The organism is Streptomyces sp. NBC_00223 (assembly GCF_036199905.1).
GTDB lineage: Bacteria > Actinomycetota > Actinomycetes > Streptomycetales > Streptomycetaceae > Actinacidiphila.
On record NZ_CP108109.1, the window covers coordinates 6,415,754 to 6,433,315 of the forward strand.

At 73.3% G+C, this 17,562-nt stretch carries 13 protein-coding genes; 9 read left to right on the forward strand and 4 right to left on the reverse strand.

All coding sequences use genetic code 11. The features are described 5' to 3' along the window. Positions 1-185: 185 nt before the first annotated feature. Complete coding sequence (locus OHA30_RS27420) at positions 186-4,832, reverse strand: ATP-dependent helicase (protein WP_328916547.1); 4,647 nt, start codon at positions 4,830-4,832, stop codon at positions 186-188. A gap of 92 nt (positions 4,833-4,924) precedes the next feature. Between OHA30_RS27420 and OHA30_RS27425 the strand changes: the two genes are divergently transcribed. The 7 genes from OHA30_RS27425 (at position 4,925) to recX (ending at position 10,340) form a co-directional block, all read left to right on the forward strand. Beyond that, a complete protein-coding gene (locus OHA30_RS27425; protein ID WP_328916548.1) occupies positions 4,925-5,794 on the forward strand; it encodes an AraC family transcriptional regulator in 870 nt (289 codons plus the stop codon). 9 nt (positions 5,795-5,803) lie between these two features. Continuing rightward, on the forward strand, positions 5,804-6,631 hold the full coding sequence (locus OHA30_RS27430; protein WP_328916549.1) for an AzlC family ABC transporter permease: 828 nt from the start codon (positions 5,804-5,806) through the stop codon (positions 6,629-6,631). Next, on the forward strand, positions 6,628-6,954 hold the full coding sequence (locus OHA30_RS27435) for an AzlD domain-containing protein (protein ID WP_328916550.1): 327 nt from the start codon (positions 6,628-6,630) through the stop codon (positions 6,952-6,954). The genes OHA30_RS27430 and OHA30_RS27435 overlap by 4 nt, the downstream gene beginning before the upstream one ends. Before the next feature lie 90 nt (positions 6,955-7,044). Next, positions 7,045-7,239: a DUF3046 domain-containing protein gene (locus OHA30_RS27440; RefSeq protein WP_328916551.1), complete on the forward strand. Its 195-nt coding sequence runs from the start codon at positions 7,045-7,047 to the stop codon at positions 7,237-7,239. Between the two features lie 82 nt (positions 7,240-7,321). Then, a complete protein-coding gene (locus tag OHA30_RS27445) occupies positions 7,322-8,440 on the forward strand; it encodes an AI-2E family transporter (protein WP_328916552.1) in 1,119 nt (372 codons plus the stop codon). Positions 8,441-8,644: 204 nt separating this feature from the next. Further along, positions 8,645-9,772: a recombinase RecA gene (recA, locus tag OHA30_RS27450; RefSeq protein ID WP_328916553.1), complete on the forward strand. Its 1,128-nt coding sequence runs from the start codon at positions 8,645-8,647 to the stop codon at positions 9,770-9,772. Positions 9,773-9,776: 4 nt separating this feature from the next. Continuing rightward, positions 9,777-10,340 carry a recombination regulator RecX gene (gene recX, locus OHA30_RS27455; RefSeq protein ID WP_328916554.1) on the forward strand — a complete coding sequence of 188 codons (564 nt, stop codon included), beginning with the start codon at positions 9,777-9,779 and terminating at the stop codon, positions 10,338-10,340. Between the two features lie 33 nt (positions 10,341-10,373). Here recX and OHA30_RS27460 read toward each other — a convergent pair whose 3' ends face one another. Further along, a complete protein-coding gene (locus OHA30_RS27460; RefSeq protein ID WP_328916555.1) occupies positions 10,374-12,098 on the reverse strand; it encodes an FAD-dependent monooxygenase in 1,725 nt (574 codons plus the stop codon). 361 nt (positions 12,099-12,459) lie between these two features. Between OHA30_RS27460 and OHA30_RS27465 the strand changes: the two genes are divergently transcribed. Both OHA30_RS27465 and OHA30_RS27470 read left to right on the forward strand, forming a co-directional pair. Beyond that, on the forward strand, positions 12,460-13,209 hold the full coding sequence (locus OHA30_RS27465; protein WP_328916556.1) for a response regulator transcription factor: 750 nt from the start codon (positions 12,460-12,462) through the stop codon (positions 13,207-13,209). Positions 13,210-13,234: 25 nt separating this feature from the next. Beyond that, the gene (locus OHA30_RS27470; protein WP_328916557.1) at positions 13,235-14,671 is read left to right on the forward strand and encodes a sensor histidine kinase; all 1,437 of its coding nucleotides are present in this window, start codon (positions 13,235-13,237) and stop codon (positions 14,669-14,671) included. Positions 14,672-14,692: 21 nt separating this feature from the next. On the opposite strand, the gene OHA30_RS27475 is transcribed toward OHA30_RS27470, so the two are convergent. Both OHA30_RS27475 and OHA30_RS27480 read right to left on the reverse strand, forming a co-directional pair. Beyond that, positions 14,693-15,763, reverse strand: a complete 1,071-nt coding sequence (locus tag OHA30_RS27475; protein ID WP_328916558.1) for a TAXI family TRAP transporter solute-binding subunit — start codon at positions 15,761-15,763, stop codon at positions 14,693-14,695. Between the two features lie 110 nt (positions 15,764-15,873). Further along, positions 15,874-17,481: a phytoene desaturase family protein gene (locus tag OHA30_RS27480; RefSeq protein WP_328916559.1), complete on the reverse strand. Its 1,608-nt coding sequence runs from the start codon at positions 17,479-17,481 to the stop codon at positions 15,874-15,876. Between the last annotated feature and the right edge of the window lie 81 nt (positions 17,482-17,562).

Here is a 17,562-nt window from a genome sequence, read left to right on the forward strand (position 1 = left end):
ACCCGGCGCGCGTCTGGGTCGGGCGGCACACCTCATCGCGCTGGCCGGTTGTCCGGTTGTCCGGGGCGTCCGGCTTTGTCGGGCTCCTGGCCGCGTCCGATGTCGGTGGGCAGACCCCTGACGTTGCTTCGGGCCGCGCGCGTCCGGGCGGGCTGCGTGCCGTGCCGCCCCCGGTCGTGTCCCGGCTATCCGCCGTCGCGCAGCCGCAGCCCGCGTGGTGTGGCGTGGAAACCGGCCGCCTCCAGTGCCCGGCCCACCGGGGAGGTCAGCGCGGACTCGCCGTTGGTCCGCTCCACGGTGAGTCGGCCCAGTGCGCCCTCGCGGACCGCCAGCGCCAAGGCATCAGCGGCGGCCTGCACCCGTATCTCCTCCGCGGACCACGCCAGCAGTGTCTTTCCGCCCCGCTCGACATAGAGCGTCAGCTCCCCGTCGGTCAGGACCACCAGGGCGCCGGCCTTGCGTCCCGGCTTGTGGGTGACGCCCGCGGGCTGCTGGGGCCAGGGCAGCGCGGCTCCGTACGGGTTGGCGGGATCGGCCGCGGCGAGCACCACCGTGCGGACCTTTCCCCGGTGGTCCTCCTCCCGCTCCCGGGCCGTGCTCAGGGCCCGCAGCCGGTCCACGGCGCCGTCCATCGCGAACTGCGCGGCTCCGAGCCCTTCCACCACGTAGCCGCGTCTGGCCTGGCCGGTCTCCTCGAAGGCGGCCAGCACCCGATAGGCCGCGGAGAAGCCGCCCGCCACACCTTCGGCCGCCACCGCGCCGCGGGTGACCACACCGTGCCGGTCAAGAAGAGTGTGCGTCAGCGCGTGCGCCCGCAGCGTCGGATCGGGCTCGGCCGGGGGCACCAGCGACCAGCGCCCCGCGGTGGTGGGCGGTCCCGTGCGCGAGGCGGTGGCGCGCGGCGGCCGGGCGGTGGCCAGGGAGCTGTACCGGCCGCGGGGGACGGACCTCGGGGCCCGGTGCGCGGTGGCCCCCGCCGTGCGGCCCGAACCGAGCAGCGCCCGCAGTGGTGCCAGCGTGTCGTTGGTGAGCCGTCCCGACCAGGCCAAGTCCCAGACCGCGTCGGCAAGTTGGGGGTCGGAGGCATCCACGCCGGCCGCCCGCGCCTGGTCGGCGATCTGGCGGAAGAACAGCCCGTAGCCACCGGAGAGCGCCGTCAGCACCGCCTCGTGGAGCGGCGACAGCTCCAGCGGCTGCGGCGCGGGCAGCAACAGGGGGGCGCTGTCCGCCGGATAGAGCGCGACCCAGCCGTCCTTGCCGGGCAGCGCCCCGGCGCCCGCCCACAGGATCTCGCCCGAGGCAGTCAGCTCGTCCAGCATCGCCGGGGTGTAGCCGGTCACCCGGGACGGCAGCACCAGCTTCTCCAGGGCCGACGCGGGCACCGCCGCGCCCTGCAACTGCTCCACGGCCCGCGCCAGCCCGTCCGTCCCGCGCAGGCTGTGCGTGCCCACGTGCTGCCACTGGGGGAGGAAGACCCCGAGTGTCGCGGGCGGCACCGGCTCCAGCTCCTGGCGCAGAGCCGCCAGCGAACGGCGCCGCAGCCTCCGCAGCACCTCCGCGTCGCACCACTCCTGACCGGCCCCGCCCGGCCGGAACTCGCCCTGCACCACCCGGCCCGCCGCCGCCAGCCGGTGCAGGGTGCCGTCGGCCACGGCGGCCCCCAGGCCGAACCTCCCGGCCGCCTCCCCGGTCGTGAACGGCCCGTGCGTGCGCGCGTACCGGGCCAGCAGGTCGCCCAGCGGGTCCTTGACCGGCTCGGTGAACGCCACCGGCACCCCTACCGGCAGCGCCGTGCCCAGCGCGTCCCGCAGCCGTCCCGCGTCCTCCACCCCGGCCCAGTGCTCCGCTCCGGCGATCCGCACCCTGATCGCCCGGCGCGCGGACTCCAGACCGACCGCCCACGCCGGATCCGCGCCGCGCTCGACCAACTCCGCCGTGGTGAGCGGGCCGAGCAGCCGCAGCAGGTCCGCGACCGCCTCGGCGTCCTTGGCCCTGCGGTCCTCGGTGAGCCACTGCAACTCGCGGTCCAGCTCGACCAGCACGTCCTCGTCCAGCAGCTCCCGCAACTCCGCCTGGCCGAGCAGCTCCGCGAGCAGCCGCGAGTCAAGCGAGAGCGCGGCCGCCCTGCGCTCGGCCAGCGGCGAGTCCCCCTCGTAGAGGAACTGCGCCACATAGCCGAAGAGCAGCGACCGCGCGAAGGGCGACGGCTCCGGGGTGGTGACCTCAACGAGCCGGACCCGGCGTGACTCGATGTCACCCATCAGCTCCACCAGGCCCGGCACGTCGAACACGTCCTGAAGGCACTCGCGCACCGCTTCGAGCACAATCGGGAAGGACCCGAACTCCGAGGCCACCTGGAGCAGTTGGGAGGCCCGACGGCGCTGCTGCCACAGCGGGGTGCGCTTGCCCGGGCTGCGGCGCGGCAACAGCAGCGCCCGGGCGGCGCATTCGCGGAACCGCGAGGCGAACAGCGCCGAGCCGCCCACCTGATCCGTCACCAACTGCTCGATCTCGCCCTTGTCGAAGGCGACATCGGCCGCACCCACCGGCGACTGATCACTGTCGAACTCGGCTCCCCGCAGGGCCGGATCGGAGTCCAGCAGGTCGAGGCCCATCAGGTCGGCGTCGGGCAGCCGCAGCACGATCCCGTCGTCGGCGTGCATGGCCTGCGCGTCCAGGCCGTACCGCTCCTGGAGCCGGGCGCCGAGCGCGAGTGCCCAGGGGGCGTGCACCTGCGCGCCGAAGGGGGAGTGGATGATCACCCGCCAGTCGCCCAGCTCGTCGCGGAAACGCTCGACGACGATCGTGCGGTCGTCCGGCACATGGCCGCACGCCTGGCGCTGCTCGGCCAGATAGGCCAGCACATTGTCCACCGCCCAGGTGTCGAGGCCCGCCGAGGTCAGCCGCTTTCTGGCCGCCTCCGGTGCCAGCGCGCCCACCTCGCGCAGCCAGGCGCCCACCGCCCGCCCCAGCTCCAGCGGGCGGCCGAGCTGGTCGCCCTTCCAGAACGGCAGCCGTCCCGGCACCCCCGGCGCCGGGGAGACCAGCACCCGGTCCCGGGTGATGTCCTCGATCCGCCACGAGGTGGTGCCCAGGGTGAAGACATCGCCGACCCGGGACTCGTAGACCATCTCCTCGTCCAGCTCGCCGACCCGGCCGCCGCCCTTCTTCGGGTCCGCCCCGGCGAGGAAGACCCCGAACAGCCCGCGGTCCGGGATCGTGCCGCCGGAGGTCACCGCGAGACGCTGCGCGCCCGGTCGGGCGGTCACGGTGTTGGCCACCCGGTCCCACACCAGGCGCGGGCGCAACTCGGCGAAGGCATCCGAGGGATAGCGCCCGGCCAGCATGTCGAGCACCGCGGTGTAGGCGGAGTGCGGCAGCGAGGCGAAGGGCGCCGCCTGCCGCACCACGGTCAGCAACTCGTCCACGTCCCAGGCGTCGAGCGCGGTCATGGCCACGATCTGCTGCGCCAGCACGTCCAGCGGATTCGCCGGGACCCGCAGTGCCTCGATGGCGCCCTCGCGCATCCGCTCGGTGACCACCGCGGACTGGACCAGATCGCCGCGGTACTTGGGGAAGACCACTCCGGTGGACACCGCGCCCACCTGGTGCCCCGCCCGGCCGACCCGCTGCAGCCCGGAGGCCACCGAGGGCGGCGACTCGACCTGGACGACGAGGTCGACCGCACCCATGTCGATGCCGAGCTCCAGGCTGGAGGTGGCGACGACCGCGGGCAGCCGTCCCGCCTTGAGGTCCTCCTCGACCAGTGCCCGCTGCTCCTTGGAGACCGAGCCGTGGTGCGCCCTGGCCAGCACCGGTGGGGCGCCCCGGGCCGCGCCCGACTCGGCCATGATCTCGGCGGGGGAGTGCGCCTCGGGCAGCGGTTCGCCCTCGGCCCGCTCGTAGGCGATCTCGTTGAGCCGGTTGCAGAGCCGCTCGGCGAGCCGACGGGAGTTGGCGAAGACGATGGTGGACCGGTGCGCCTGCACGAGATCGGCGATCCGCTCCTCGACATGCGGCCAGATCGACGGCCGCTCGGCCGGCCCGGCCGCCGGGCCGCTGTGCTCGGCCACCGGCGACCCGCCCAGCTCGGCCAGGTCCTCCACGGGCACGACCACCGACAGGTCGAACCGCTTCTGGGACGGCGGCTGCACGATCGTCACCCGGCGCTGCGGTGACAGATACCGGGCGATCTCGTCCACCGGGCGGACGGTGGCGGACAGCCCGATCCGGCGGGCCGGCCGGTCGAGCAACCGGTCGAGCCGCTCCAGCGACACGGCCAGGTGCGCGCCGCGCTTGGTGCCCGCCACGGCGTGCACCTCGTCCAGAATCACCGTCTCCACCCCGCTCAGCGCCTCCCTGGCGGCCGAGGTGAGCATGAGGAACAGCGACTCGGGCGTGGTGATGAGAATGTCGGGCGGCCTGGTGACCAGGGCACGCCGCTCCGCGGGAGGGGTGTCCCCTGACCGGATGCCCACCCGCACTTCCGGCTCGGGCAGGCCCAGCCGTACGGACTCCTGCCGCAGGCCCGCGAGCGGGCTGCGCAGATTGCGCTCCACGTCCACCGCCAGCGCTTTGAGCGGTGAGACATACAGCACCCGGCAGCGGCGGCGGGCCTCGGCCGGGGGCGGGGAGGCCGCCAGTCGGTCCAGCGCGGCCAGGAACGCCGCCAGCGTCTTGCCCGAGCCGGTCGGCGCGACGACCAGCACGTCGGAGCCCTCCGCGATGGCCGACCACGCCCCGGCCTGGGCTGCGGTGGGCTCGCTGAACGCCCCCGTGAACCACGCGCGGGTAGCGGGGGAGAAGGCATCGAGGCTGTGACGACTGGACATGGCTCCATCCTGCCTCGCGCCACCGACACCGCGCTGAGCGCGGCCCGGCGGCCTGTGGATAACTCCTGGCACGGTCACGCCACAATGGCCCGATGACCGCGACGTCCGCGACGAGCGCGCGTGAGCAGGCACGGCACTGGGAGCACCCCGGTCTGCCCGGCGTCGACCTGCTGCGCGCCCGCTACATTCGCCACACCTTCCCCCGGCACTCCCACGACGGCTATGTGATCGCTGCGGTCACCGGCGGGGTCGAGGGCATCGGGCTGCCCGGGGGCGGCGAGCGCGCCGGAGCGGGCGGTGTCGTACTGATCAACCCCGAGACCCCGCACTCGGCCTACGCGGGCGTGGCGGAGGGCTGGAGCTACCGGGTGCTGTACCCGGCGCCGTCGGTCGTGGCGGCCGTCGCGGCGGAGACCTCCACACTGCGCGGCACCCCCGCCTTCACGGTGTCCGTGCTGGACGACCCCGGGACCGCCCGCATGATCGCCGACGTCCACCGCGCCGCGGAAAGCGACAACGCCCTCGCCGCCGATACGTTTCTGCGCCTGGTCGTGGCACGGCTCCTGGCCCGGCACGGCGCCTCGCCCCCGGCGCGGGGCCCGGTGTCCGACGGCGGCCCCGGCGTCGCAGCCCGCGCCCGTGACCTGCTGGCGGCCCGGCTCACCGAGCCGCCCAGCCTCGGACAGCTCGCCGCCGAGGCCGGCATCAGCCCCTTCGCCCTGCTGCGGGCCTTCAAGAACGCCTACGGACTGCCGCCCCACGCCTGGCTGACCGGAGAGCGGGTCAGAGCCGCCCGTCGCTTCCTCGAAGCGGGGGCCGGCCCGGCCGAGACCGCGGCCGCCGTCGGCTTCACCGACCAGCCGCATCTCAACCGGCACTTCACCCGTATCGTCGGCGTCCCGCCGGGCGCGTACCAGCGCGAGCGCAAGAACGTACAAGACCGGCCGCCGGGCGCTGCCTAGCCTGACCGTGTGACTCCACCACCGATACCTGGCCGGGACGCCGAGCCGGAGCCGCCCGCGACCCGCGGTGCCGTAGTCCGCGACGCCCTCGGGGTGGGGGTCGCCGTCGGGCTCTCCGGGTTCGCCTTCGGCGTGACCTCGGCGGGTGCCGGGCTCTCCCTCGTGCAGACCTGCGCCCTGTCCCTGCTGGTCTTCACCGGCGCCTCGCAGTTCGCCCTGGTCGGCGCGCTCGGCGCGGGCGGCAGCCCCTTCGCCGCCGCGGCCGGCGCGCTCTTCCTCGGCGCGCGCAACGCCTTCTACGGCCTCCGCCTCTCCCAACTCCTCCGGCTGCCCCGGGCGGTACGTCCGCTGGCCGCGCAGTGGGTCATCGACGAGACCTCCGCCGTCGCCCTGGCCCAGCGCGGCAGGACCGCGGCCAGGCTCGGCTTCACCGTCACCGGCGCGAGCCTCTACGTGCTGTGGAACCTCACCACGCTGATCGGCGCCGCCGGCGCCTCCGCGCTCGGGGACCCCGCCGCCTGGGGGCTCGACGCGGCGGGGCCCGCCGTCTTCCTCGCCCTGCTGGCCCCCATGGTCAAGGGCCGCACCGAGCGCGCGGCGGCCGGTCTCGCCGTCCTGCTCGCCCTGGGGTGCCTGCCACTGCTGCCCGCCGGGGTCCCGGTGCTGGTCGCCGCCCTGGCCGCGCCCCTCGTCCTGGCCGCCGCCCGGTACGGCGGCCGGGCCGGTAGTGCCGGACCGGACGGCCCGGCCGCCGTGGGAGCCGACGGGAACGTACATGTGGCGAGCGTGAGCGGCGTGAGCCAGAACGACGACGCACACGGAAAGGAAGCGACATGAGCACCTCCGCGGACACCTGGATCGCCGTCGGTGTGACGGCACTGGGCTGCTACGGCGTCAAGCTGCTCGGCCTGTCCGTACCGGCCGGGCTGCTGGAACGACCGGTCGTGAAACGCCTCGCAGCCCTGGTACCGATCGCCCTGCTCGCCGCGCTGACCGCGCTTCAGACCTTCGGCACCACCGGGCTGCGGCTCACCGTCGACGCGCGGCCCGCAGGACTGGCCGCGGCGGCGGTGGCACTGCTGCTGCGAGCGCCCTTCCTCGTGGTCGTCGCGGCAGCGGTGCTGGTGACGGCGGCCGTACGGGCGATCTCCGGCGCATGAGGACGGGTAAGGACCGCACACCGGGAAGAGCGGTCCCTACCGGGGAGGACACGTCCTTCGTACCCCGCCGGGCGCGCGATACTGGCACCCATGCGGTTGACGATTTTCTGGGAGCGGATGCGTGCGCACTTCGGTGAGACGTACGCCGATTCCTTCGCGCGTGACCATGTGATGTCCGAACTGGGCGGACGGACCGTCGTCCAGGCCCTGGAGGACGGCTGGGAGGCCAAGACCGTCTGGCGCGCGGTGTGTGTCGCGATGGACGTACCCGCCTCGCGGCGCTGAGACGGCGCCCGGTCCGCACTCCAAGTAGTACGAATGAGTTGATATCGGGGCATAAGAGGCCATCGCGGTCCAGACTTGGGCCGTGGCAGGAACCGAGGAGCCCTCCGACCCGGCCTCCGGCGGGCCGGACCGCGAGCCGCCCCCGCCGCGTGCCCGGATGCCCCGCTGGCTGCCCCGCGCGCTCGTCCTCACCCTCGCCCTCGTCGCCTGCTTCCAGTTCGCGCACTGGGTCTTCGACCGGCTCGTCGGTCTGCTCGTCAACATCCTCATCTCGTTCTTCTGCGCCGTCGCCATCGAGCCCGCCGTGGACTGGATGGCCAGGCACCGATTCCGGCGCGGACTCGCGACGGCCGTGGTCATGCTGGGGGTGCTGGTCGCCGCGGCGGGATTCGTCCTGGCCCTCGGCTCCCTCCTGGTGAACCAGATCAGCACCATCGTGAGCAATCTGCCGCACTACCTGGACGACGTGGTCCGCTGGATCAACCGGACCTTCCACACCCACCTCGACACCGGAAACCTCCGCGACAAGGTCCTGCACTCGGACTGGGTGCGCTCCTACCTGACGCACGGCGCGAGCAGTGTGTGGGGCATCTCCACCACCGTCATCGGCACGGTGTTCCAGTTCTTCACCGTGATGCTCTTCACCTACTACCTCGCCGCCGACGGACCGCGGCTGCGGCGCACCCTGTGCTCGATGCTGCCGCCCGCCCGCCAGGCCGAGGTGCTGCGCGCCTGGGAGATCGCGGTCGCCAAGACCGGCGGCTATCTCTACTCGCGCGCCCTGATGGCCCTGATCTCCGGCATCGCGCACTACATCCTGCTCCAAGTGCTCGGCGTGCCCTACGCGCCCGCCCTCGCGGTCTGGGTGGGCGTGGTCTCGCAGTTCGTGCCGACCGTCGGGACCTATCTGGCCGGCGCGCTGCCGATCCTCATCGCCTTCACCAAGGACCCGTGGGACGCGCTGTGGGTGTTCTGCTTCGTCGTGGTCTACCAGCAGTTCGAGAACTACCTGCTGCAGCCGCGGATCACCGCGCGGACCGTGGACATCCACCCGGCGGTCGCCTTCGGCTCGGTCGTGGCGGGAACAGCTCTGCTCGGCGCGGTCGGCGCGCTCATCGCGATCCCGGTGACCGCCACACTTCAGGGGTTCTTCACGGCCTATGTGCGGCGCTACGAGGTCACCGACCCGAGAGCCGTGTGACGCCCGGCGGGTCGCTTGACATGGAATTCGAACAGACGTTCTTATGGAGAGGTGCCCGGCGGATTCTCCGCGGTGACGGCGGGGGATTTCACCGCGGTTGTCGGAGTTATCCACAGGCCGGGGCGACGTCCGGGCGCATTGTCAGTGGCACACGCTAGCGTCGTGGACGTGAAGCGATCGAATCAGACATCCCGGGTGGAACCCATGGCAGGAAACGACCGCGAGAAGGCGCTCGACGCCGCGCTCGCGCAGATTGAACGGCAGTTCGGCAAGGGCGCTGTCATGCGTCTCGGCGACCGCCCGAATGAGCCCATCGAGGTCATCCCCACCGGATCGACCGCCCTGGACGTGGCACTCGGCGTCGGCGGGCTGCCGCGCGGCCGGGTCGTGGAGGTGTACGGCCCGGAGTCCTCCGGCAAGACCACCCTGACCCTGCACGCGGTGGCCAACGCCCAGAAGGCGGGCGGCACGGTGGCCTTCGTGGACGCCGAGCACGCCCTGGACCCGGAGTACGCCAAGGCCCTCGGCGTCGACACCGACAACCTCCTGCTCTCCCAGCCGGACACCGGTGAGCAGGCGCTGGAGATCGTGGACATGCTGGTCCGCTCCGGCGCGATCGACCTCATCGTGATCGACTCCGTGGCAGCCCTCGTGCCGCGGGCCGAGATCGAGGGCGAGATGGGCGACTCGCACGTGGGCCTGCAGGCCCGGCTGATGAGCCAGGCCCTCCGCAAGATCACCAGCGCGCTCAACCAGTCCAAGACCACCGCCATCTTCATCAACCAGCTCCGCGAGAAGATCGGTGTGATGTTCGGCTCGCCGGAGACCACCACCGGTGGCCGCGCGCTGAAGTTCTACGCCTCCGTCCGGCTCGACATCCGCCGGATCGAGACGCTCAAGGACGGCACGGACGCGGTCGGCAACCGCACCCGCGTCAAGGTTGTCAAGAACAAGGTCGCACCGCCCTTCAAGCAGGCCGAGTTCGACATCCTCTACGGCCACGGCATCAGCCGCGAGGGCGGTCTGATCGACATGGGCGTCGAGCACGGCTTCGTCCGCAAGTCCGGCGCCTGGTACACGTACGAGGGCGACCAGCTCGGTCAGGGCAAGGAGAACGTCCGCAACTTCCTCAAGGACAACCCGGATCTGGCCGACGAGATCGAGAAGCGGATCAAGGAGAAGCTCGGCGTCGGCGTCCCCAAGGTCGAGGCACCGGGAGCGCAGCCGGGCGCCGACGCGGCCGTGACGGCCGAGGCCGCCAAGGAGGCCACAGCCAAGGCCGAGGTCCCCGCCCCGAAGAAGGCGACCAAGGCCACCGTCGCCAAGGCCTGACGCCGTGGCACGCGGATTCCCCAAGCGCGGCGGCTCTTCCGAGTCGAGGGCCTCGCGAGAGCCGCCGCTTGACCCCGAGGAGCGGGCGCGGGAGCTGTGCCTGCGCCTGCTCACCGGAACCCCCCGCACCCGCAGCCAGCTCGCCGAGGCCCTGCGCAAGCGGGAGATCCCCGACGACGTGGCCGAGCACGTCCTGGAGCGCTTCCAGGACGTGGGCCTCATCGACGACCAGGCCTTCGCCAACGCCTGGGTGGAGTCCCGGCACCGCGGCCGCGGCCTGGCCCGCCGGGCCCTCGCCCAGGAGCTGCGCCACCGGGGCGTGGACGCGGAGCTGGTGACCGAGGCCGTCGGTCTGCTCGACTCCGAGCAGGAGGAAGCAACCGCCCGTGAGCTGGTACGCCGCCGGCTTCCGGGCACCCGCGGGCTGGACCGCGACAAGCGCATCCGGCGTGTCGCGGGCATGCTCGCCCGCAAGGGGTATTCCGAGGGCCTCGCCCTCAAAGTGGTACGCGACGCCCTCGCCGAGGAAAGCGCCGCCGACGAAGGGGAGGAGGACCCGTGGCCCTGACCGAGCGAATAGCCCGCCGGGTCCGGCGGCCGGCTAGCGCGTACGCCCGCTGACCGGCCGTCCGGCCGCGCCGCCGGGATCACCGTCCCGGGTGCCGTGCCCGTCCTCGCCCCCGCCCGCCCGCTCGTCCGGATCGTCGTCCCCGCCCGGCGCCGGGGGGCCACCCCGCGCCAGATCGGCATAGGAGTACAGCTCGGCGGGCCGGCAGCCCACCATGGCCGTCACCAGGTGCCCGTCGGGCCGGATGAGCAGCACGGTGTGCGCGGTCGCCCCCGGATAGGTCTCGGCGACCAGCAGTTCGGCGCGGGTCGGCAGCGCGGCCACGGCCGAGGCCAGCCGGGGCATCAGCCCGGCCGTCAGCCAGTGCCGTGACTCCCAGACACCGGTCCCGGGCGCGATCAGCACCACGACCAGCCCACGCCCGAGCCGGTCCCGCAGTCGCCCGACCGTGCCGTCCAGCGCGGTCACCGGCACATCGCCGACCACCCCGCCCGGCGGCGTGTCGCAGCCCGCCACCAGCGGCGACGGACCGGACTTGCCCCCGCCGGAGCGCGGCGCGGGCAGGGACAGCGGCGAACGCCGGTACACCGAGGAAGCGGCAGCGGCCCCCCGCCCCAGATGACTGTCCGTCAGCAACTCCACCTGCCCGCGCACCGAACCGGACAGCAGCGTCTGCCGTACGGTCTGCCAGGCACCGCCGGCCCGCAGCAGTGGCAGCGCCTGATCGGCGGCGCGCAGCCGGGTGCCGACCGCCCCCCGCCGCTCCGCCTCGTAGCTGTCCAGCAGGAGCGCGGATGCACCGTCGTGCCAGGCCAGGGCCAGCTTCCAGGAGAGGTTCTCCGCGTCGCGCAGCCCCTCCTCGACGCTCTGTGCCCCCAGCGCGCCCATCAGATGTGCCGCGTCCCCGGCGAGGAAGGCCCGTCCCACGCGCCACCGCCTGGCCAGCCGCTGGTGCACCGGGTGGTCCGCGGAGCCGACCAGGTCGTAGGGCACCACCTGGCCGCACCAGGCGGTCAGCGTGGAGCGGAGCCGTTCCACCAGGGCATCGGAGGTGAGCTGCCTGCCCTGCAGGGGCAGCAGCCAGTCCAGCCGCCACAGCCCGTCCGGCAGTGGCCGGGCAGTGACCTCCTGCCCGGAGGGGGCGCCCGGTGGGTCGCGGTGCAGCAGCGCCACCCCGGGTTCGGGCAGTTCCGTGCGCAGTACCGCCACCGCGTGCCGGTCGACCCCGGTGCGCCCGGGGAACCGTACGCCCAGCAGCTTGCGCACTGTCGAGCGCGGACCGTCGCACCCGACCAGGTAGCTGCCCCGCCACCAGGTCTCCTGGGCGCCATGGGTGTGCACGCTGACCCCGTTGCCGTCCTGTTCGAGGGCGTCCACCCGGCAGCCGGCCACGATCCGGACCGAACCGCAGGCCAGCAGCGCGTCCCGCAGCCCGCGTTCCAGCAGGTGCTGGGCGATGTGGACCGGGGCCTGCGCGGGGTCCGGCCCGAAATCGACGCGCAGCACCTCCGCGCGGCGGCGCAGCGTACGCCAGCCCGCCCAGGTCGCACCGTCGCGCCGGACACCGCCGTAGCCGAGGCGCCCGACGAACTCGGCCGTGGCCGGGGCGAGCACGGCGGTGCGTGGTCGCCGCAGTCCGTCGGCGTCGACCAGCACCTCCGCCTCGTCGAGGACGATGACGGGGACATCACGGCGGGCCAGCGCGAGAGCGAGAGCCAGGCCCACAGGGCCCGCCCCCGCGACGATCACCGGGTCCACGCAGCAGCCCCCGGAAGAAGTGCGATCACAAAGCGTATGCAACCCACTGCGCCTTCCCACGTCAAGCGACGGTCGCCCGTCGGCGCGGTGCGGAGTGAGCACACCCGGCGCACTGCGAGCGCACTCGACGGCGCCCGCGATGCGTACCGGGTCGGTAACGGTCGGGCGCGTGAGCCAGTACCCCCTTGACGCACCCCGTCCCGATCGGCGTGGATTCGGTCGACAGAGAGACCGATAACCGGTCCGGCGGAAGATCCGATAGAAGTTCCGACGGGCATTCTGCCGGACGATCCGGCGGATGTTCTGACGAACACGCGACAGGACGCCGCCGGAGAAGGTTCCGAACAGGAGGAGGTGACGCATGCGACTGCTGCTCGTGGAGGACGACGACCGGGTCGCCGCCGCCCTCTCCGCGGTCCTCGGCAAGCACGGTTTCGACGTCCGGCACGCCCGCAATGGGGAAGAGGCCATCCAGGCCGTGCTGCCCGACGAGGGGCCGGGCTTCGACTGCGTGCTGCTCGACCTGGGCCTGCCCGACCAGGACGGTTTCGAGGTGTGCAGCCGCATCCGGCGCCTCACCACCACCCCCGTGATCATGGTGACCGCGCGCGCCGACGTCCGGTCCCGTATCCACGGCCTCAACCTCGGCGCGGACGACTACGTCGTGAAGCCGTACGACACCGGCGAACTGCTCGCCCGTATCCACGCGGTCGGCCGCCGCCCTCCGCTGCGCCCACTCGCCGCCCAGGGAGGCGACGCGGCAGTGCCGGCCGCCGCCCCCTCCGGTCCCGAGGCCGGCGGCCCGGCCGAGAGCGCCCAACTGCTGCTCGGCCGGGTCGCGGTCGAACTGCCCACCCGCCGCGTCACCGTGGACGGCGATGCGATCGCGCTCACCCGCAAGGAGTTCGACCTGCTGGCGCTGCTCGCCCAGCGCCCCGGTGTCGTCTTCCGCCGAGAGCAGATCATCAGCGAGGTGTGGCGCACCGCCTGGGAGGGCACGGGCCGCACCCTGGAGGTGCATGTGGCCTCCCTGCGTTCCAAACTGGGCACCCCGGCCATGATCGAGACAGTGCGCGGAGTCGGCTACCGCCTCGTCGTCCCGGCCGGCTGACGGACGCGCGCCGAGGAAGACCGCCGTGCGCTCACGTCTGCTCCCCCTCCTCATCGCGCTGATGGCCGGTGTCCTGCTGGCCCTGGGCTTTCCCCTGGCAGCCAGCCAGGCCGCGGCACAGCAGCAGCGCGTGGTGGTGGACAGGATCGACGACACCACCCGCTTCGCCGCGCTCGCGCAGTTCGTCACTGCCCGCGACGAGCAGACCGTCGCCGACCCGGTGGACGACGAGCGCCTGCACACCCTGCGCACCGAACTCGCCCGCTACGAGCAGCTCTACGGCATCAGGGCCGGTGTCTTCTACCGGGACCGCACCGCGATGGCCGCCGCCCCCGTCCACTGGCGGGTCCCGCCGGAGGGCGAGCTCTACGACGCGTACGAGTCCGCGCTGCTCGGCCGGCGCGCCCACAATCCGCAGCAGGTGTGGCCGTGGCAGGACCGGATGCTCGCCATCGCCTCGCCCATCGTGCGGGACGGTGACGTGGTGGCCGTGGTGGTCACCGACTCCCCGACCGGGGCGCTGCGTTCACGCATCCTGCACGGCTGGCTGCTGCTGATCGCCGGGGAACTGGCGGCGATGGCCCTCGCCGTACTGTTCGCGGTACGGCTGACCGCCTGGGTGCTGCTGCCCGTCGCGACTCTGGACCGCGCGACGCACGACATCGCCACCGGCCGTATGACCTCCAGGGTCGAGGCGGCGGGCGGACCGCCGGAACTGCGGCATCTGGTCCGCTCGTTCAACGAGATGGCCGACAACGTCGAAGCCGTACTCGAACAGCAGCGTGCCTTCATCGCCGACGCCTCGCACCAATTGCGCAACCCGCTCGCCGCCCTATTGCTGCGAATCGAGCTGCTGGGGCTGGCGCTGCCCGACGGCCACACCGAGGCCGAATCGGTGAAGGAGGAAGGTCATCGGCTCGCCAAGGTGCTCGACGACCTGCTCGGCCTCGCGGTCGCCGAGCGGTCCGGCAGCCATCTGGCCGTCACCGACATCACCGAACTGACCCGTATTCGCGCCGACGCCTGGCAGCCGGTCGCCGACCGCGACGGAGTCGCCGTCGAGTTCGGCGAGGCCGAGGCCGGGGTCGAGGACACGGCGGTGACCGGATGGGCCGACACGGTCGCGCTGTCCAGCGCTCTCGACGCGGTGATCGACAACGCGATCAAGTTCACCCCCGACGGCGAGACGGTGTCGATACGGGTCGCGGCGGACGGCGAACACGTCACGATCGCCGTCGCCGACAGCGGACCCGGCCTGACCGACGACGAACTCACCCGGATCGGGGACCGTTTCTGGCGCAGCACCCGGCACCAGAACGTCCAGGGCTCGGGACTCGGCCTGTCCATCGCGCGCGCCCTGCTCAGCCGGGGCGGCGGCACCATCGGCTACGGCCGCCGCGAGCCGCACGGCCTGGAGGTCAGGCTCACCGTGCCGCGCTCGGCGCCTGGGACCGCCCGGTGATTGTTCGGCGCTTTTCGCAGCCTAGGGTTTGACCGACCGGTAGTAGCGCTCCGCGCCGATGTGCAGGGGCAGCGGATCGGTGAAGACGGCCGTCCGCAGATCCACCAGTTGCGCCGCGTGCACCTTCTTGCCGATCGAGTCCCGGCTGTCGATCACCGCGCGGGTCAGCCGTTCCACCAGTCCGGGGTCGGCGTGATCCGTGGTGACCAGCAGATTCGCCACGGCGATGGTCGCGACGGGCTGCCCGTCCTGCGCCTTGGGATACGCGTCCGCGGGCATCATCGCCTGCCGGTAGTAGCGCATCTGCGGCCCCATGGCGTGCAGCGTCGCCACCAGGTCGCCCAGTTGCACCAGCCGTATCCTCGCCACCGGGGTGGCCATCGCGGTCACGGCCGCCGTCGGCAGCCCGCCCGACCAGAAGAAGGCGTCGAGCTTTCCGCTGAGCAGCATCGCGGGCGCCGCGTCGATGCCCACCGGCTTCGCCTGTATGTCCTTGTTGATGTCCAGCCCGGCCGCGGTGAGCAGCCGCCGAGTGATCAGATTGACGCCGGAGTCCGCCTGCCCGACGCCCACCCGCAGCCCGCGCAGATCACGCGCGGACCGCACCGAGGAGTCCCGCGGTACGACAAGCTGCATGTAGTCGTCGTAGAGCCGCGCGCAGGCCCGTAGATCCTTCTCGCCGGGGCCCTCGTAGTTCGCCACCGCGTCGGCGGCGGCGATCGTGAAGTCGGCGCGGCCGGAGACCACCCGCTTGATGTTGTCGACCGACCCCTCGGTGTGCACGAGATCGACCCGCACCCCGGGCAGCGCGGTCCGCAGATCGGCCTTGAGCAGATTTCCGTACTTTTCGTAGACGCCGTCGGCCACGCCCGTCGCGAACGAGATCGGTTGGCGCGGATACGAGGGGCCGTCCGACGGCAGCAGCCACCACAGCAGCAGCGCGAGCGCCGAGGCGACGGCGAGCGCGCTCTGGAGGACGCGCCGCCGCCGGTCACGACGGGCGGGCCCGAGCCCGCCGGAGCCGCCGCGGAGCCGTTCCAGGGGCCTGCCGAGCGCTCCGCGGAGGCGTCCGCCGAGGTGGGGGAGGTCCATGCCCCGCGATCCTGCCAGCCGGGGGCGATCCGGGGAAGGCACGGACGGGCGCTGCGGCGGGCCGCCCGTGCAGCGGGCGGGCGCGGAGCCACGGGTCTTCCGCGGGCCCGCTAGACGGTTTTACGGATCACCGCCCGGTGTGCCGAGCTGAGGACCCGACGGCTGACCGGCCCCCGCAGCGCCGCCCGCGCCGCGTTCGCGCCCGGGGCGCCGTGCACCCCGCCGCCCGGATGCGCCCCTGACGAGGCCAGGAACAGGCCCCTGACCGGGGTCTCCGGTCGGCCGACCCCGGGGACGGGACGGAAGACGAGCTGCTGGTGGAGGGCGGTGGTGCCCCCGTTGATCGCCCCGCCGCGCAGATTCGCGTCCATGGATTGCAAAGTGGGCGGGGCCAGTACGCGGCGGGCCCGGATGCGCGCGCGGAAGCCGGGGGCGAAGTGCTCCACCCTGGCCTCCAGCCGGTCGGCCATCGCGTCCTGCTCGCGCCGGTCCCAGGTGCCGGTGATGCCATCGTCGCCGGCGTCCCCCCGGATCTCCTGCGGCACATGCGTATAGGCCCAGGCGGACTCGGTGCCGGCCGGGGAGCGTGTCGCGTCGGCCGTGGTCATCTGCCCGAACAGCGCGAAGGGCAGGTCGGGGACGTGCTTGACGGCGATCTGCGCCGCGAAGCGCGTGAGGTCGTCGACGCTGTCGGCCAGGTGCACCGTGCCGGCCGTGGCGGCCTGCTCGGCGGTCCACGGGACCGGGCCGTCCAGCGCCCAGTCGACCTTGAAGGTGGAGAAGTCCCATTGGAAGCGGCGCAGGTCGTCGAGGATCCGGGTGGGCAGATGGGCGGCGCCCACCAGTTCGGTGTAGAGGGCGGGCGCGGAGACGTCGGCGAGCACCGCCCGGCGGGCCGGCACCGCCTCCCCGGCGGAGGTGCGTACCCCCACCGCCCTGCCCCCGCGCACCACGACCTCGGAGACGCGCTCGCCGCAGCGCACGGAGCCCCCTCGGCGCTCCAGGCGCTTGACCAGTGCCGCGGTGAGCGCGGACGAGCCGCCGACCGGGACCGGGAAGCCGTGGGTCTGGCCGAGCATGGACATCGCCCAGCCGTAGCCCGCGCCGATCGCCGACTCCGGGGACAGGTCCGCGTGCAGGGCGTTCCCCGCCAGCAGCAGCCTGCCGCCCTCGCCCCGGAAGTGCTCCTCGCCCATGCGGCGGGCCGGCAGCAGCATGGTGCGGGCCAGCCGCAGCCCGCCGGCTCCGCGCACCCGGGCGGCGAGCCGGAGCGTGGGGAGCACCGGCGGAAAGGGTGTGAACAGGCAGCCGATCAGGTCGTCGCCGAGCCGGTCCCAGATCGCGCACAGCTCACGCCAGGCCGTCCCGTCGCCCGGCGCGAACTCCTCCAGACTCGCCGCGGTGTCCGCGACGTCCCGGCCGAGTACGGCGCAGCGGCCGTCGGACAGCGGATGGGCCAGGACGCTCGGCGCGTGCGTCCAGCGCAGCCCCTCGCGGTCCAGCCGGAGGGCGTCGAGCACCGGAGAGGCAGCGGCCAGGGGGTAGAAGGCGCTGAACACGTCGCTGACGAAGTCCGGGTCGACGCCCCGGTCGCTGCGCACCGCGCCGCCCGGTTCGTGCTGTTCCTCCAGCACCTCCACGCTCCAGCCGGCGTCGGCCAGGATGTTCGCGGCGACCAGCCCGTTGGGACCGGCCCCGATGACCACTGCGTCCGGCATGCGGTGCTCCTGTTCACTGCGGTGCGGGTGCGCCAAGGGGCTTCGGGCGGCTCGGGGGGGCTTCGGGCGGCTCCAGGGGCG

Excerpts from the sequence above, each read along its gene's own strand:
- OHA30_RS27420 (WP_328916547.1), bottom strand. The coding sequence starts at position 4,832 with ATGTCCAGTCGTCACAGCCTCGATGCCTTCTCCCCCGCTACCCGCGCG.
- OHA30_RS27425 (WP_328916548.1), top strand. The coding sequence starts at position 4,925 with ATGACCGCGACGTCCGCGACGAGCGCGCGTGAGCAGGCACGGCACTGG.
- OHA30_RS27435 (WP_328916550.1), top strand. The coding sequence starts at position 6,628 with ATGAGCACCTCCGCGGACACCTGGATCGCCGTCGGTGTGACGGCACTG.
- OHA30_RS27440 (WP_328916551.1), top strand. The coding sequence starts at position 7,045 with ATGCGGTTGACGATTTTCTGGGAGCGGATGCGTGCGCACTTCGGTGAG.
- recA (WP_328916553.1), top strand. The coding sequence starts at position 8,645 with ATGGCAGGAAACGACCGCGAGAAGGCGCTCGACGCCGCGCTCGCGCAG.
- OHA30_RS27465 (WP_328916556.1), top strand. The coding sequence starts at position 12,460 with ATGCGACTGCTGCTCGTGGAGGACGACGACCGGGTCGCCGCCGCCCTC.
- OHA30_RS27475 (WP_328916558.1), bottom strand. The coding sequence starts at position 15,763 with ATGGACCTCCCCCACCTCGGCGGACGCCTCCGCGGAGCGCTCGGCAGG.
- OHA30_RS27480 (WP_328916559.1), bottom strand. The coding sequence starts at position 17,481 with ATGCCGGACGCAGTGGTCATCGGGGCCGGTCCCAACGGGCTGGTCGCC.